The following is a 15,817-nucleotide window of genomic DNA, read 5'->3' on the forward strand; positions in this document are numbered from 1 at the left end:
TTCCTAGAACAAGCTGAGACGATTATGAATTTTTTAATTAGTAAGGAAGTGGTAAGATGAGTTTATTAACGTATACGGAAGAATTTTTTAATTATGTAAGGGAGTTTTTACTTTTAAGATTTATACTATTTGCTTTAGTTTTAATCATTATCTCTTTTGTAATCAACCGCATTATTGATTGGTTTTTTAGGAAATCAAGCTTTTTTGATGAAGAGGTAGAGCAAACGATTCAAAGTGTGATTCGATCTATTTTTAGATATATCATTATCATCAGTCTAATCATTTATTTAATTAGCCAATTTGTAGATATAAAAAGTATCATTGCAGGTGCAGGGATAGCGGGAGTTGTTATCGGTTTCGCTGCACAACAGATGTTAAAAGATGTTATATTAGGCTTTGCACGATTAGCGGACAAAGAGTTTCGTGTTGGCGATTTTGTTACTTTTAACGGAACAAACTCAGGAACAATTGAGGAAATTAGTATTCGTTTTATGCAAATTCGTGAATGGTCAGGAAAACTTCTTACGATACCACACGGAGAGATTAGAACGATACAAAATTTTAATAAAGGATGGATGCGCGTAATTGAACGGATTACGGTAAGTTATCAGGAAGATCCTACGAGAGTTAAGAAATTGTTAGAAGAAGTTTGTGTGGACTGCAATGAAAAATTCGCTCCAAACCTTTATAAAGTAGAAGATGAAGCTGTGGAACCGTTTAAATACGTTGGTGTTACAGATTTAAATCCGAATCTTAAATATGTTGGATATGAATTTTGTATTACTGGTTTAATAAACCCGGAAGACTATTTTGAAATTTCTAGACAAGTAAGATTTGAATTAATGTCTATGTTCCATAAGAATCAAGTGCAAATGCCATCAGCAAATATGTTCGTTACTACTGAAGGTATACAGCATGCCCATGGTGTACAGTCTTTATCGGACAGCTAAAGTAGAATAGTATGGTAACGAAAATTCTGCTTCCAACATTGGATGGAAAAACAATAGTAAAATGATTGGTTTAAAGAAAGAGCTGAAGGAATTCAGTTCTTTTTTATTTGTAGAATTTAGAAATTTCTTAATGTTATAATGATAGATGGTGATGAAAATGAACTTTGAAGAAAAAGAGATGCATCGTTTAGAAGCATTAAAAGCAATTGCAGAATTATTAAATGAAGCAACAGACTTACAAGACATGTTAGAAAAAGTGTTACATACATTGTTACAAGTTATGAATTTACAAACAGGGTGGATCTTTTTTATTGATGAAAGTGGAAAGCACCGTATGCTTGTAGATGAAAACTTACCACCAGCTCTTACGTGGCAAGAGAAGAAGCCAATGTGTGAAGGAGACTGTTGGTGTGTAGAGCGTTTTGTGAATGGCAGATTGGAAAAAGCGACAAATATTATTGAATGTAAGCGAATAGAGGATGCTATTGAATGTAATTGGGGAGAGACCGAAGATGTAACGCATCATGCGACAATTCCCCTTAGGTCTGGATCAGAGAAATTTGGTCTATTAAATGTGGCCTCGCCTCAAAAAACACATTTTTCAGAGGAAGAATTAGCATTATTAGAATCGATTGCATTTCAAATAGGAACGACAATACAACGTATTCAGTTAGTAGAGAAAGAACGTAAATATGTAGTGGTAGCTGAAAGAAATCGATTAGCTCGTGATTTACATGATTCAGTAAAACAATTGTTATTTTCTATTATGCTAACAGCAAAAGGTACTCTAAATATGACGCAAGATAGAGACTTGCAAGAGATGTTGAGTTATATCGGAGAACTATCACAGGAAGCATTACAAGAAATGACACTTTTAATTTGGCAATTAAGACCAGAAGGATTAGAGAAAGGTTTAGCAGAGGCGATTAAAAATTACGGAAAGTTGTTAGGGATTCACGTGGAAGTTCGAATTGATGGAATGGTTTCAATTGGAGATGAAATAGAAGAAGTTTTATGGCGTATTAGCCAGGAAGCTATACATAATTGTAAAAAACACGCTTCATGTGAAAAGGTAAATGTTCTTTTAAAAATAGAAAATAATCAGTTGTATTTTTACATAGAGGATAACGGAATAGGATTTATACAAGATCACGTAAGAGAGTCAGCGCTCGGTTTAAAAAGTATGAAGGAACGTATTCAGTTAATGAGGGGATCATTTCAAATAAAAACTGAGCTGAAAAAGGGTACGAAAATTGAAATTCAATTGCCAGTTTGAAGGGGAGAAGAAGCTTGAAGATAAAATTACTACTAGTTGAGGATCATCATATCGTTCGAAGAGGACTTGTATTCTTTTTGAAAACGAGAGAAGAATTTGAAATAGTTGGGGAAGCAGAAAATGGGGAAGAGGCATTAATATTCGTCCGAAAGGAAAGACCAGATGTAGTATTAATGGATTTATCAATGCCGAAGATGGATGGTATTGAGGCAACAAAACGAATAAAACAATATGATGAAACAATAAAGATACTTATATTAAGCAGTTTTTCGGAGCAAGATTATGTTTTACCAGCACTGGAAGCTGGAGCAGATGGTTATCAATTAAAAGAAGTACAACCTGAGCAACTTGTAGCTTCAATTATCGCAGTACATGAAGGGAATGCGAATTTTCATCCGAAAGTAACACCAGCACTCTTGGGACGGTCAGCAGTCAAAAAAGAAAAAGAAAACCCTTTTTCCATGTTAACGAAAAGAGAGCAAGAAGTACTTCGTGAAATTGCGAAAGGGCGAAGCAATAAAGAAATTGCAGCAGAGCTTCATATTACAGAACAAACTGTAAAAACACACGTTTCAAATGTGTTAGCTAAATTGGAAGTAGATGATCGTACGCAAGCTGCATTATATGCGGTGAAACATGGAGGAAATAATAAATATGAATAATTATGTACCATGTTACGACAGAATACATAGGAGTATTTAAAATTTATCCCGCTATTTGCGGGTTGATAATCAGTGGGAGATGTACAATACTCTCACTGATTAAAGTTTCAATTTATAGTAGTGCCAAATAAAGGTTTTTCTTCTTTCGATAATTAGGTACAATAAAGCTACGATGGAAGGGGAAGATATGCTATGCCAGGAACAAGAAGTGGGATTGGAAAGATTCAGGCTTCGTTAAACGGTTTATCACCGAAATTGCGAAGTATTGCCGAACATATATTGAAACATCCACAAGATGTTGTACATAAATCTATTACAGAATTAGCTGAAGTTACGAATAGTTCTGAAGCTACGATATTCCGCTTATGTAAGCACCTTGGATTTCAAGGGTTTCAAGATTTAAAGATTACATTAGCTCGTGAAATTGTACATACTCCTATGCAAAATATTCATGAAGAAGTATCGGCGGAAGATAGTATGGTAACTGTTGCTAAAAAAGTTTTTCATTCGCATATTACAGGACTGCAAGATACATTGCATTTGCTAAACGATACAGCGCTAGAGAAAGCCGTAAAAGTATTGCAAGATACAAGCCGTATTGAGTTTTATGGAAATGGTGGTTCTGGTATTATTGCGATGGATGCATATCATAAATTTATGAGAACGGGTATTTCTTGTATTGCTCATACAGATTCACATTTTCAAATTATGGGTGCGGGTTTACTTACGAAAGAAGCTGTGGTTATTGCAATTTCTCATTCTGGTAGCAATAAAGGGTTACTAGAAGCGTTAGAAGTAGCGAAAGCAAGGGGAGCTCACATTATTGCAATTACGAGCTATCAGAAATCCGCATTAAGTCAACTTGCTGATATTACATTATATACTTCAACACGTGAGACGGAATTCCGCACAGAAGCCAGTTCATCAAGATTAGCACAGTTAAGTTTATTAGATACTTTATACGTTGGGTTATCGTTACAGCGTCAAGAAGAAACGTTGCAAAATTTACAAAGTATACGTGAAACAATTTCGATGAAACGAATATAAAAAGTCCTTCAGATGAAGGGCTTTTTATATCGGTCAGTAGTCTTTTATTAAAATTTAATGATTATAGTTTCCTGTTTTAAAAAATCTGTATTAATGGAGTCTTATATTCTCGCGTAGAGTTCTAATAAACTATATATAGATGCAATTTCAGTTTTTCCTTCAAATAAATATTTGGTTAATAATTCAAATATTGTTCAACATTTAACAATAAGCTTTTAAAATTACATGTTATGATGAACGTGTAATGATGATTGAACATTTAAATTTGGTGCAATAATTGGCCGAAACAGTGCAGGTAGAAGTTGTGAGATGAACTCATTAAAATTCTAAAACACTAAAGGGGAGATCACATATGAAAGCAGTAGTAGTAAATAAAAATAGTAAAGCAAACATTGAAGTTATTGAAAAGGAATTACGTCCGTTACACTCAGGTGAAGCGCTAGTAGATGTAGAGTATTGTGGAGTTTGTCATACTGATTTACACGTTGCAAATCATGATTTCGGAAACACAGATGGCCGCATTCTTGGTCATGAGGGTGTAGGTATTGTTGCGAAACTTGCTGATGATGTTACTTCACTAAAGATAGGTGACCGTGTAAGTATTGCATGGATGTTCCAATCTTGTGGACGTTGTGAATATTGCGTAACTGGTAGAGAAACATTTTGCCGTGAAGTTAAAAATGCTGGCTATTCAGTAGATGGTGGTATGGCTGAACAATGTATTGTTACAGCAGATTATGCGGTGAAAGTACCAGAAGGGTTAGATCCTGCTCAAGCATCATCAATCACATGTGCGGGCGTAACTACATATAAAGCGATAAAAGTATCACATATTAAACCTGGTCAACCTATCGTCATCTATGGTTGTGGTGGATTAGGTAACCTAGCTATCCAATATGCTAAAAACGTATTTGGTGCAAAGGTAATTGCAGTAGATATTAATGATGATAAATTAGCCTTAGCAAAAGAGGTTGGTGCTGATATGACTATCAATCCAATTTCTCAAGGTCCTGCTGATAAGATTGTTCAAGATGAGTTTGGAGGTGCTTATGCTGCTGTGGTAACAGCCGTTTCTAAAGTAGCATTCAACTCAGCAGTTGATGCAGTACGTGCTTGTGGTAAAGTCGTTGCAGTAGGTTTACCAGTAGAAACTATGGATTTAAACATTCCGCGACTTGTACTAGATGGAATTGAAGTCGTTGGTTCTTTAGTTGGTACTCGTAAAGACTTAGAAGAGGCATTCATGTTCGGTGCAGAAGGCAAGGTAGTGCCGGTTGTTCAAACATGTTCTCTAGATAAAGTACAAAATGTATTCGAAGAAATGGAACAAGGTAGAATTCAAGGGCGTATGGTAATCGATTTTAAACAGCATAATTGTGATTGTAAATAATCCACTTTAAATATAAAAAGCATGAGTCTAGCTAAAGATATGTAATAAAGTTAGACGGCAGAAAAAAACTGATCCCTGCATTCAACAGGGATCAGTTTTTTTATCAATGCCGATTCATGGGAGATGATTAAAGGTTCACTTTATCTGCAAACGAAAAAGAATCTTTACTATTAACAAATTTCTTATGATCTGGAACGGTTTGAATTGCAACAACTTGCGAATCTCTTGCTTTTAGTGCATCTTGTATCCCGATTGTCATAAGTTTAATAAATAGAATCGTAATAAAGAATGAAATGAGAGTATACAAAATAATCCACCATGATAGATTCATTTCATAACGATTTAATCCAATAAGGCCAGCCCAATCATTAGAAAGAGAAACAGGCTTGAGTACTCCATCATAGAGTTCTCGCATTTGGATCCCGCCAATTACAATATCAAGCAACGCTAAATGGATAACGAGTATGAGTGTTTGGACGATATGTTCCATAAATAACACAAATAAGCGGTCAAGTAATAAGACCCGTAAGTGTTTTTTGATAATATGAAAACGGCTAGCGCCCAGTAATTGTGAACTTAAAATGTAATCTTGTTTCATAAATTCATCAACCTCTGAAGATATGTATAAAGAAAGTGTAGGCAGAGCGACGAAAATAAGTACGAGCACTTGATAAAACGCAAATGAAATGTTTGGATCTAATCTATCAGCATTTGATACGATTACAATATTAACAGGTGTGATGAGTATAAATGCGATAAATAAAGTAGGAATATAGTAAAAAACTTCTGAGCATGCCTGGAAAAATCTCTTGAATTTTGGCGCATATAAACTTAAGAGGATTCCTATACATGTTCCGAATAATATGCGAAAGAAGCTAATTACCACTGCTAATAAAATGGTGAATTTTGCTCCTTCTATAATTTGTAAGAAAACAGACTCTCCAAAACGATCCGATCCAAAAGGCGGTATTAATGATGGTGGAAAGGGAGCCTTTCCAAGCAATTCGTTATTGTCATTGTAAAGTAATTGGGGAGCTTTTGGGATGGTATCTTTAAAGAACCAACTATAAATAAAACTAGCTGAAACAAGTATGAATAAATAAGTAAAGCCGATTAAAAAGCGTTTTGATTTCCAAATAGATTTCATAAAGCTGCTCCTTTCATTTGCTTTTGCCATCTATTCATTATGAAAGAGATTATTTGAAAAATGGCGTAAAACGGTAAAATAATCATGATAAGTATGATAAATGCAGCTGGAGGTGAAATAAACGCCTTTTTAAATAAAAATTGAATAATGCCTTGCATATTAAAAACGAATTCTAAAATGAATAAGTTAGACAGTAAGAAAACAAAAATCGTTTTTAAATGGTGGAAGAAGTGGATAGATATATTTTTGAATAAATGAATACAAAGTATATAACTTGATGAAAGGCCTTTGCCATATGCAACCTCTACGTAATGTTTTCCATGTTCTTCTTTTATGTATAACACCATCATTCGAAACATTTGTAATGTAGGTAAAACAGATAAAGATAAAATAGGGAGTAAATAAGCTCGATTTTCATTATAGGAAATAATGGTGAATGGAGCTTCTCCGAATTTCTGAAGTACCCATATGAAAAATATTTGCAAACAAATCATCATCATCATATCAGGGACAGCTTCTAATATGAACACAATTCGGTCTATCCATTTTTTTATATAATCTTTTGCTAAAAAATAAAAAAATGCCATGCTAGATGATAAAAAGAGCGCAAGCAAAAAGGCTAAAAATAATATAGTAAATGAATATAGATAAGGTTCTAAAACAGTTGGAAATAATGGTGTTGTTTTTAAATGACCATACTTTGGGTCTGATCCTATAACCAACAATGATTCAGGGGAGAAAACTTGTTTTAACATAGTAACAATCTGGTCAAAAAAATAAATTGGTTGAAAGGTAAATCCTTGTTGAGTGATAAATAAATAAGGTAAATTTAATAATAGTAAAAGTGATAAAAGAATGGATGAAAGCTTAATTGTGAATTGAGATATTTTATGTAACATTAAATCCCTCCGACATCTTTTTACAACATTATACAATAAAGTCCATAATATTTTTTATTTTCCTGAAAAATATAAATAATATTAGATTTTATATTATTTATATTTTTATAAGTTAATAAAGTGATAGCGGGATACGCGCTCTATGTTTATTAAGATAAAAGGACAAGTGAACCGAAAACAATTTAAAGAGCAAAAGGTACAGAATTCCTATTTGGAAGGTAGTTGTTTTTTTAGCTTGATGTTAAATGCTCCATAAAAATGAATATCGCTTTCCAACTTCTTCTTCATCCAAATGAGTAGAACGTATGGAAGGACTATACATGTGTTGTTAAGGAAAGAAAAAGAGTGTGTTGCGTAACGAATAAAATGTAACTCAACCAAACTGAAAATTTAAATTTAGTATGTGAGTGAAATGGAATGAGGGGATTTATTTTTTTAATATGAAAAAAATTTTCTTTTTAAAGCTTGATTAAAGAAAAAATATTTTATATACTAATTCATGTAAACGGTTTACTAAATCGTATTTTGCTAGAAATGAAGGGAAGATTCGCATGGAAACAAGGGGGAGAGTAATCGGGATTGATATCGGTACCACAAGTACAAAAACGGTTGTGTTCACAGAAAAAGGAAAAGTCGTTGCATCACATGCAGTTGATTATCCAATTATTCAACCGAACGTCGGATGGGCTGAGCAAGATCCTGATGTAATATGTGCCGCTGTATATAAAACTGTAAGCGTTGCCATCGAAAAAAGTAACGTGTTACCAGAAGATATCTCTTCAATTGGTATTAGTACTGCAATGCACGCATTAATTGCAGTAAATGAAAACGGTGCGCCGTTAACGCGCTCTATTATTTGGGCAGATAATCGAAGTACAAAACAGTCAGAAAAATTATTACAACATATGAATGGTCATGAAATTTATAGACGAACGGGTACACCAATTCATCCGATGTCGCCGCTTTCTAAATTATTATGGATGAAAGAGGAAGAGCCAGAATTATATGCGAGCGCATATAAATTTATTTCCATTAAAGAGTATGTTATGTATCAATTGTTTTCACGTTACGTAGTGGATTATTCGATAGCATCAGCTACTGGGTTATTTAATTTAGAAACATTAAACTGGGATGAAGATGTTTTAACGATGTTACATATGTCACCAGAACAATTATCAACACCTGTGCCAACTACATATATTTTATCGAGTATGAAACCGGAATTAGCACAAAAGATGGGTATTCGTGAAGATACTCCAGTTGTTATTGGTGCAAGTGATGGTGTTCTTGCGAATGTAGGCGTTGGGGCAATATCTCCTGGTTCAGCTGCAATTACGATTGGAACAAGTGGTGCGGTTCGAACAATTTCATCAAGTGTTAATACAGATGAAAAAGGAAGAACGTTTTGTTATGCATTAACAGACGAGCACTGGGTGATAGGTGGACCGACGAATAACGGCGGAATATTACTTAGATGGTTACGTGATGAATTTGGTAGCCCAGAACAAGAAGTTGCAAGGAAGCTTGGCATTGATCCATATGATTTATTAATTAAATATGCGGAAAGTGTACCAGCTGGAGCAGGTGGATTGCTATTTTTACCGTTTCTATCTGGAGAGCGTGCACCGTACTGGAATGCAAATGCTCGGGGCACATTCTTTGGAATAAATCTTCAGCATAAACGAGAACATTTTATACGTGCAGTCATGGAAGGGGTTTGTATGAGCGTCTATTCTGTAGCACTTGCAATTAGAGATTGTACAGGGCCACTTACTGAAATACGCGTTTCAGGAGGATTTGCGAAATCTGCATTTTGGAGACAAATGTTATCCGATATGATGGGGAAAGAATTGCTTGTTCCTGAAAGTCATGAAGCATCTGCACTTGGGGCAGCGGCAGTTGCTTTATATGCTGTAGGAAAAATTGATTCTCTTGAAGAGGTTAAGGATTGGATTGATATTGTTCATCACCATGTACCGAATAAAGAAAATACGGCTATATATTTAGAAATGTTTTATATGTATGAACGACTTTACAATCGCTTGAAAGAAGAATTTGATTGTATAGCTGCTTTCCAACGTAAACAATAGGGGGATGGGGAGAAATGGTAGTTGGAATCGTACTAGCGGCAGTTGTCATACTACTTTTACTTATTACGGTAGTAAAATGGCATCCGTTTGTCGCGTTAATTTTAACAGCAATTGGTGTAGGGCTAGCAATGGGAATGCCATTGATTGGAACTTCACCAAAAGATCCAGGAATTATCGATTCTATTAAACTAGGGCTTGGTAATACGTTAGGATTTTTAGCGATAGTTTTAGCATTAGGAACGATGCTTGGAAAAATGATGGCCGAATCTGGCGGTGCTGAACGAATTGCTAACACATTAATTGATCGTTTTGGGAAGAAACGTGTTCACTGGGCAATGATGTTCGTTGCATTTTTAGTAGGGATTCCGGTGTTTTTCCAAGTTGGATTTGTACTACTAATTCCATTAGTATTTACAATTGCGTTAGAAACAGGGGTATCACTTATTACAATCGGTATTCCACTAGTAGCAGGATTATCAGTTGTACATGGACTCGTTCCACCGCATCCAGCAGCGATGGCAGCGGTAGGTATTTTTAAAGCAGATGTAGGGAAGACAATTTTATATGCATTAATCGTCGGACTTCCAACTGCAATCATTTCAGGTCCGCTTTACGGGAAATGGATCGGTGCTCGTATACATAAAGAAGTACCTTTAGATATAGCGGAGCAATTTATTGAAAGAGATAAGAAGAAGGAACTTCCTAGTTTCGGAAATACATTGTTTACTATTTTACTTCCAGTATTTCTAATGCTAGGTGCATCGATTGCGGAAGTAGCGCTAAACAAAACAAGTCAACTTGCACAAGTATTGCACTTTATTGGAGATCCAATCGTCGCCTTATTAATTGCAACGATATATTCTTTCTTTAGTCTTGGTTATGCAAAAGGTTTCTCAAAAGATAAAGTATTACAATTTACAAATGATTGCTTAGGGCCGATTGCGAACATACTGTTAGTTATTGGTGCAGGCGGCGCATTTAATAAAGTATTATTAGATTCTGGAATTGGGACGACAATTGCAGAAATGGCGAAAGAATCTCATATTTCACCGATATTATTAGGTTGGGGAATTGCGGCACTTATCCGAATAGCGACGGGATCTGCTACAGTTTCTATGATGACAGCAGCTGGGATTGTAGCGCCAATTGCAGCAAGTACACCAGGTGTAAACGTTGAACTACTAGCACTCGCAACAGGCGCAGGGTCATTAATTTTATCACATGTAAATGATTCTGGATTTTGGATGATTAAAGAGTATTTCGGAATGACTGTGAAAGAAACATTATTAACATGGACGGCAATGGAAACAATATTATCTGTTGTAGCACTTGGACTAATTTCGTTATTAAATATATTTGTATAGAATGGGAGATTGATTAATATGAAACTAGGTTTAATTGGATTAGGAAAAATGGGATTCCCATTAGCAGAACATTTATATGAAGACAAGCATGAAGTAGTTGTATATGACGTAAATAAAGAACTTGTTGAAAAAGCAGGGGCTTTAGGGATTACTGCTCGTCATACATTAAAAGAAATGATCGCTGAACTGGAAGCTCCTCGTACAATTTGGGTAATGGTACCTGCGGGAGAAGTTGTTGAATCGGTACTAAAAGATGTATATCCATTATTAGAAGAAGGCGATATCGTTATTGAAGGCGGAAATTCATTCTATAAAGATACGTTACGCCGTGCTGAAGAAGCGAAAAGCTTTGGTTTACATTACGTAGATATCGGTACATCAGGCGGTGTAGAAGGAGCAAGATACGGTGCTTGCTTAATGGTTGGTGGAGAAAAAGAAATTTACGATCAATTAGAACCTTTATTTAAAGATTTAGCAGTAGAGAATGGGTATTCTTATGCAGGCCGCGTCGGAAGTGGTCATTTCTTAAAAATGGTTCATAACGGCATTGAATACGGAATGATGCAAGCAATCGCTGAAGGATTTGAAGTGTTAGATAAAAGTGATTTTGATTTCAATTATGAAGATGTTGCAAAAGTTTGGGCAAATGGATCGGTTATCCGCGGTTGGTTAATGGACTTAACTGAAAAGGCATTTGCTGATGATCCAAAACTAGATGGCATTAAAGGTGTGATGAACTCTTCAGGAGAAGGGAAATGGACTGTGGAAACGGCACTTGAACTGCAAGCAGCAGCACCGGTAATCGCAATGTCATTATTTATGCGCTACCGTTCTCAAGAAGATGATACATTCCACGGAAAAGTAGTTTCAGCTCTTCGTAATCAGTTCGGTGGACATGAAGTTGTGAAAAAATAGGAAATGATTTTTGAAAGAAACTTGTGCAAAGGCGCAAGTTTCTTTTTTTTATAGTGTAAGAAATTTCTAATTTATAAATACCAATCAATCATTGTTTTTTTATCGCATATGATAGCTTCAATATGTATTGATTGAACAATGTGTTCTATATTTTCGTCTTTCGCTAATAAAAAAGTTGTAAAGGAATCAAACATACTCGTGAATGCATAATCCATGTTTTCATTAGTAATAATGAACTCACTACAGAAAAGATCCCAAATATTTAAAGGGGTTGTATCATTTATCTGTAATGATTCATTTGTATCAAAGATTGGTTCAGAGAAATATAGATTTTTTGCACCTTTCGAACCGAGAAGTTTTAGTAAATTCTGTAATAAAAATATAGATGTATAATCTTCCGTTGGATAATAAAGGTCTTGTCTAAAGTTTGAATGTAGCTTTTTAGCTAAGTCATCTCTTTTATATTCTTCTGAAAAGGCATTAATGGAAGTTAACATGGCTATTGCTAGTTCTGTGTATGAATTTAGTCCACTATAAGACATCATTTCCTTCCAAGAAACGAATTTCCCATTTTGAATGATTTCTGCAGCACTTGGATATATGTGCTCGTAAGCTTTTTTTCTTACTGAGTTTTCCCACCCTAAAGGCATTTGGACAAAAGGATGAAGTAATATAGCAGCAGACTTAAAGTTGCTTGGTAGTTGTTCTAAAATTGGTGATTTGTCATCTAGCCAAATGTAATCCAACAAAATATCCCCCCTCTTAAACTATGAAATGTACGACTTTCCATATTAAGTACTGTATGTTCATTTTGTACTGATTGTATCAAATATATAGTGAAGCATGAAAGATGTCCCAACATAAAAATAAGAATAAATAAAATGAAGTTTTCATAAATAGTAAAAGGATGATTATGTCATCAGTATAGCTATGAAATGGTGTTACATATGAAAAGAGCGTGTTAATAAAATATGAGGTGGTTAAATGAGAAATGAGCAAGTGAAGAATACAGGGGAAGAAAAAAAGTTATGTCTTTGTATGATTGTTAAAAACGAGTCTAGAATTATGGAAAGATGTTTAAATGCTACAAAATCAATTGTAGATTTTGTTTCTATTTGTGATACGGGATCAACTGATAGTACACCTGAAATTATTGAAAATTGGTGTAAAGAAAATGATATCCCTGGCACAGTACATCATGAACCATTTAAAAACTTTGGTTATAACAGAAGTTTAGCAGTTTCATTGGCGCAAAAAACATATCCAGAAGCAGATTATTTATTAATATTAGATGCAGATATGATATTAGAAGTTGATCCCGAGTTTGATAAGACTAGTTTAACGGAAGATCATTATCTTACATTGCAATATGATATTCATATTAAGTATTGGCTTACACGCCTTTTGAAAGCTTCTTTACCATGGAAATCTGTCGGTGTTACTCATGAGTATTGGGATATAGATCGTTCCAAAGTTGGTGCGAATTACAATACAAGAGTAGCTAGGTTAGAGACGCTTGTCGTTAACGATCCTGGAGATGGTGGTAGTAAAGCTGATAAATTTGAGAGAGATGAGAGGTTATTGTTACAAGGGTTGAGTGATCCAGAAACAACGCCAGATTTGCATATAAGATATTTATTTTATTTAGCCCAAACTTATTTTCATTTAAGGCAATTTGAAGATTCGATTAAATGGTATAAAAAACGGGTGGAAGCAGGAGGTTGGGTTGAAGAGGTGTTCTATTCGTTGTTGCGAATAGGATTTTGTTATGAACAATTAGCAAACAATGCAGCAAATAAACAATATGAAGTAACAGAAGCAGAGGAAAAAGAAACTGCTAAGGCGCAAGAAGAGCAATATACAGCATTAGCTATTCTTTATTTTCAAAAAGCGTGGGAATATAGACCAACTCGGGCTGAGCCATTATACCAACTTGCAAGAATGTATCGATTAAAATCTCAAAATAATATTGCTTTGATGTATGCCCTGCAAGGGAAGGAAATTCCTTTTCCGAATAATGATCTTCTATTTGTAGATTATCATGTGTATGATTACTTATTTGACTATGAGATTTCTATAAGTGCTTTTTATATACCGCATAAAAAGCATTTAGGTGCAGTATCACAAAAATATTTGGAATCGAAAAAAGAAGAGCTACCGTTGCATATAGCAAATATGGTTGAAAGTAATGCGAAATTTTATTAAATACATTTTCGGTTAAAGGAGTAGTGGAGTAATAATGGAATTAATACGATGGGCGCTAGAACTAGGGGAATCTGTGCATGGAAATACGTATGAAGAATTGATGCCACTACTAGATTATTATTATGATCGTGATCATTTAAAAGCGTATTGTATAGCAAATCTTCTTTTAGACATGGACGTAGCAGATGAGCATCGGCAAAAAATTGAATTAAGAAGGTGCATTGCTGCTTATTATGCTGGAATGTATAAAGTAGCAAAAAAGCATGCAAGTGAGCTTTTACTTCAATATCCGGATGTGGATTTATATAAAAATAATTTAAGACTAATGGAAGCTTATTTGAATAAAGAATATGATTATTGTCTATTTATATGCCCAAAGACGTATGGTAGTTTTATAGATGTCGCGCGAGCTTTGAAATGGCGATTGGAGCAGGAGGGAAATACAGCAATTATATCAGAAACAATACTAGAAAATGTGAAAAATACAATTGTTTTCGGAGCGCATACATATGCACATAACCCGAATCTACTTCCGAACAATGCAATTATTTATAATTTAGAACAGCTATATGAAGGAAGTCCTTATGCGCATCCCCTTTATTTAATGTTATTAAAAGATAAGGAAATTTGGGATTATAGCAAACAAAATATAGAATGGTTAAAACAAAAAGGAGTAGGAAAAGAAATAAAACATGTGGAAATGAACTATGCTCCAACTTTAGAAATAAAAAAAGATGCATTTGAAGGTGGGATAACTGAAGACATCGATATATTGTTTATAGGTGCTCTTAACCCGAGGCGGCAAGCTATTTTTGATCAATTAAAAGCAGTTGCCCCCCATTTAAATATCGTTTTTAAAAATAATGCGTGGGGAATTGTCAGAAATGAGTTAATTGCTAGGTCTAAAATTATATTAAATATTCACTTTTACTTATCGGGCATTCTGGAAACACCGCGAGTTTCTTATGCAGTGGCAAATAAGAAATTTATTATTTCGGAAAATAGCAATCCAGAGGACGAGAAAGAGTGGCCAGGAATTGTCTTTACTCCATACGAAAAAATAATTGAAAATATTATGAAATATGTAGCATTACCAGAAGAGCGTATTCAATTAGCGGAAAAAGCGTATAACCATTTTGAAGCGAAAGGAAGCGTAAACAGACTGAGCAGTAAAGAGGAGGAAAAGTAATCGTGAAGAACTCATACTTTCGTATGAGTTCTTTTTTTCGTCTATCAAACTATTTTATCAAGCTAGTTCCCTCTTTATATTGTGTTTTGTATAGAAATTTCTGATAATATATAAGTGTAACTTGAAAACAAAGGGGAGAAATATTTATGAAACTAGTCGTTATTAACGGTACACCAAGAAAATTCGGTAGAACTCGTGTTGTTGCAAAATATATTGCTGATCAATTTGAAGGGGAGTTATACGATTTATCAGTTGAGGAACTGCCTTTATATAATGGGGAAGAGTCACAGCGTGAATTAGAAGCAGTAAAAAAATTAAAGGCGTTAGTGAAAACGGCAGACGGTGTAGTATTATGTACACCTGAATATCATAATGCAATGAGTGGAGCGCTGAAAAATTCGTTAGATTACTTAAGTAGTAGTGAATTCGTTCATAAACCTGTCGCATTACTTGCAGTTGCAGGGGGCGGTAAAGGTGGAATTAACGCATTAAACAGTATGCGAACTGTTGCTAGAGGAGTATATGCAAATGCAATCCCAAAACAAGTTGTGCTTGATGGGCTTCATGTACAAGACGGTGAACTGGGAGAAGATGCAAAACCATTAATTCATGATTTAGTTAAAGAATTAAAAGCATATATGAGCGTATATAAAGAGGTGAAAAAACAACTAGGAGTTGAGTGA

General features: G+C 34.7%; 14 protein-coding genes. 11 read left to right on the plus strand and 3 right to left on the minus strand.

Annotated features, from left to right (window positions below):
* The first annotated feature begins 56 nt into the window (after positions 1–56).
* The 5 genes from ACUXEY_RS15870 to adhP all read left to right on the plus strand — a co-directional run bounded on the left by ACUXEY_RS15870 (position 57) and on the right by adhP (position 5,325).
* Positions 57–950, plus strand: a complete 894-nt coding sequence (locus ACUXEY_RS15870; protein WP_461301070.1) for a mechanosensitive ion channel family protein — start codon at positions 57–59, stop codon at positions 948–950.
* Between the two features lie 157 nt (positions 951–1,107).
* Positions 1,108–2,226: a two-component system sensor histidine kinase CasK gene (casK, locus tag ACUXEY_RS15875; protein WP_087980298.1), complete on the plus strand. Its 1,119-nt coding sequence runs from the start codon at positions 1,108–1,110 to the stop codon at positions 2,224–2,226.
* Between the two features lie 14 nt (positions 2,227–2,240).
* Entirely contained in the window at positions 2,241–2,888 is a 648-nt protein-coding gene (gene casR / locus ACUXEY_RS15880) for a two-component system response regulator CasR (RefSeq protein WP_461301071.1), read from the plus strand.
* 192 nt (positions 2,889–3,080) lie between these two features.
* Positions 3,081–3,935, plus strand: a complete 855-nt coding sequence (locus ACUXEY_RS15885; RefSeq protein WP_429601443.1) for a MurR/RpiR family transcriptional regulator — start codon at positions 3,081–3,083, stop codon at positions 3,933–3,935.
* A 352-nt stretch (positions 3,936–4,287) separates the two neighbouring features.
* Positions 4,288–5,325 (plus strand): alcohol dehydrogenase AdhP, encoded by a 1,038-nt coding sequence (adhP, locus tag ACUXEY_RS15890; protein ID WP_461301072.1) that lies wholly within the window; start codon positions 4,288–4,290, stop codon positions 5,323–5,325.
* A 127-nt stretch (positions 5,326–5,452) separates the two neighbouring features.
* On the opposite strand, the gene ACUXEY_RS15895 is transcribed toward adhP, so the two are convergent.
* Positions 5,453–6,472: an ABC transporter permease gene (locus ACUXEY_RS15895; protein ID WP_429601441.1), complete on the minus strand. Its 1,020-nt coding sequence runs from the start codon at positions 6,470–6,472 to the stop codon at positions 5,453–5,455.
* Positions 6,469–7,371, minus strand: a complete 903-nt coding sequence (locus ACUXEY_RS15900; protein WP_461301073.1) for an ABC transporter permease subunit — start codon at positions 7,369–7,371, stop codon at positions 6,469–6,471. Before ACUXEY_RS15900 ends, ACUXEY_RS15895 begins: the two co-directional genes overlap by 4 nt.
* A 551-nt stretch (positions 7,372–7,922) precedes the next feature.
* Here ACUXEY_RS15900 and gntK point away from each other — a divergent pair.
* The 3 genes from gntK to gnd are packed head-to-tail and all read left to right on the plus strand — an operon-like array spanning position 7,923 to position 11,740.
* A complete protein-coding gene (gntK, locus tag ACUXEY_RS15905; RefSeq protein WP_461301074.1) occupies positions 7,923–9,461 on the plus strand; it encodes a gluconokinase in 1,539 nt (512 codons plus the stop codon).
* A 14-nt stretch (positions 9,462–9,475) separates the two neighbouring features.
* Positions 9,476–10,825 (plus strand): GntP family permease, encoded by a 1,350-nt coding sequence (locus ACUXEY_RS15910; RefSeq protein ID WP_048528855.1) that lies wholly within the window; start codon positions 9,476–9,478, stop codon positions 10,823–10,825.
* Between the two features lie 18 nt (positions 10,826–10,843).
* The gene (gene gnd, locus ACUXEY_RS15915; protein WP_000765992.1) at positions 10,844–11,740 is read left to right on the plus strand and encodes a phosphogluconate dehydrogenase (NAD(+)-dependent, decarboxylating); all 897 of its coding nucleotides are present in this window, start codon (positions 10,844–10,846) and stop codon (positions 11,738–11,740) included.
* 71 nt (positions 11,741–11,811) lie between these two features.
* Here the strand turns inward: gnd and ACUXEY_RS15920 are convergent, their stop codons facing one another.
* Complete coding sequence (locus ACUXEY_RS15920; protein WP_461301075.1) at positions 11,812–12,489, minus strand: DUF2711 family protein; 678 nt, start codon at positions 12,487–12,489, stop codon at positions 11,812–11,814.
* 235 nt (positions 12,490–12,724) lie between these two features.
* Here ACUXEY_RS15920 and ACUXEY_RS15925 point away from each other — a divergent pair, with 235 nt between their 5' ends.
* From ACUXEY_RS15925 to ACUXEY_RS15935, 3 genes are all read left to right on the plus strand, one after another.
* Entirely contained in the window at positions 12,725–13,945 is a 1,221-nt protein-coding gene (locus tag ACUXEY_RS15925; RefSeq protein ID WP_461301076.1) for a tetratricopeptide repeat-containing glycosyltransferase, read from the plus strand.
* Between the two features lie 34 nt (positions 13,946–13,979).
* Entirely contained in the window at positions 13,980–15,134 is a 1,155-nt protein-coding gene (locus ACUXEY_RS15930; protein ID WP_461301077.1) for a CgeB family protein, read from the plus strand.
* Between the two features lie 146 nt (positions 15,135–15,280).
* A complete protein-coding gene (locus ACUXEY_RS15935) occupies positions 15,281–15,817 on the plus strand; it encodes an NADPH-dependent FMN reductase (RefSeq protein ID WP_166704281.1) in 537 nt (178 codons plus the stop codon).

This window comes from Bacillus sp. F9_6S_D1_P_5 (assembly GCF_054823925.1).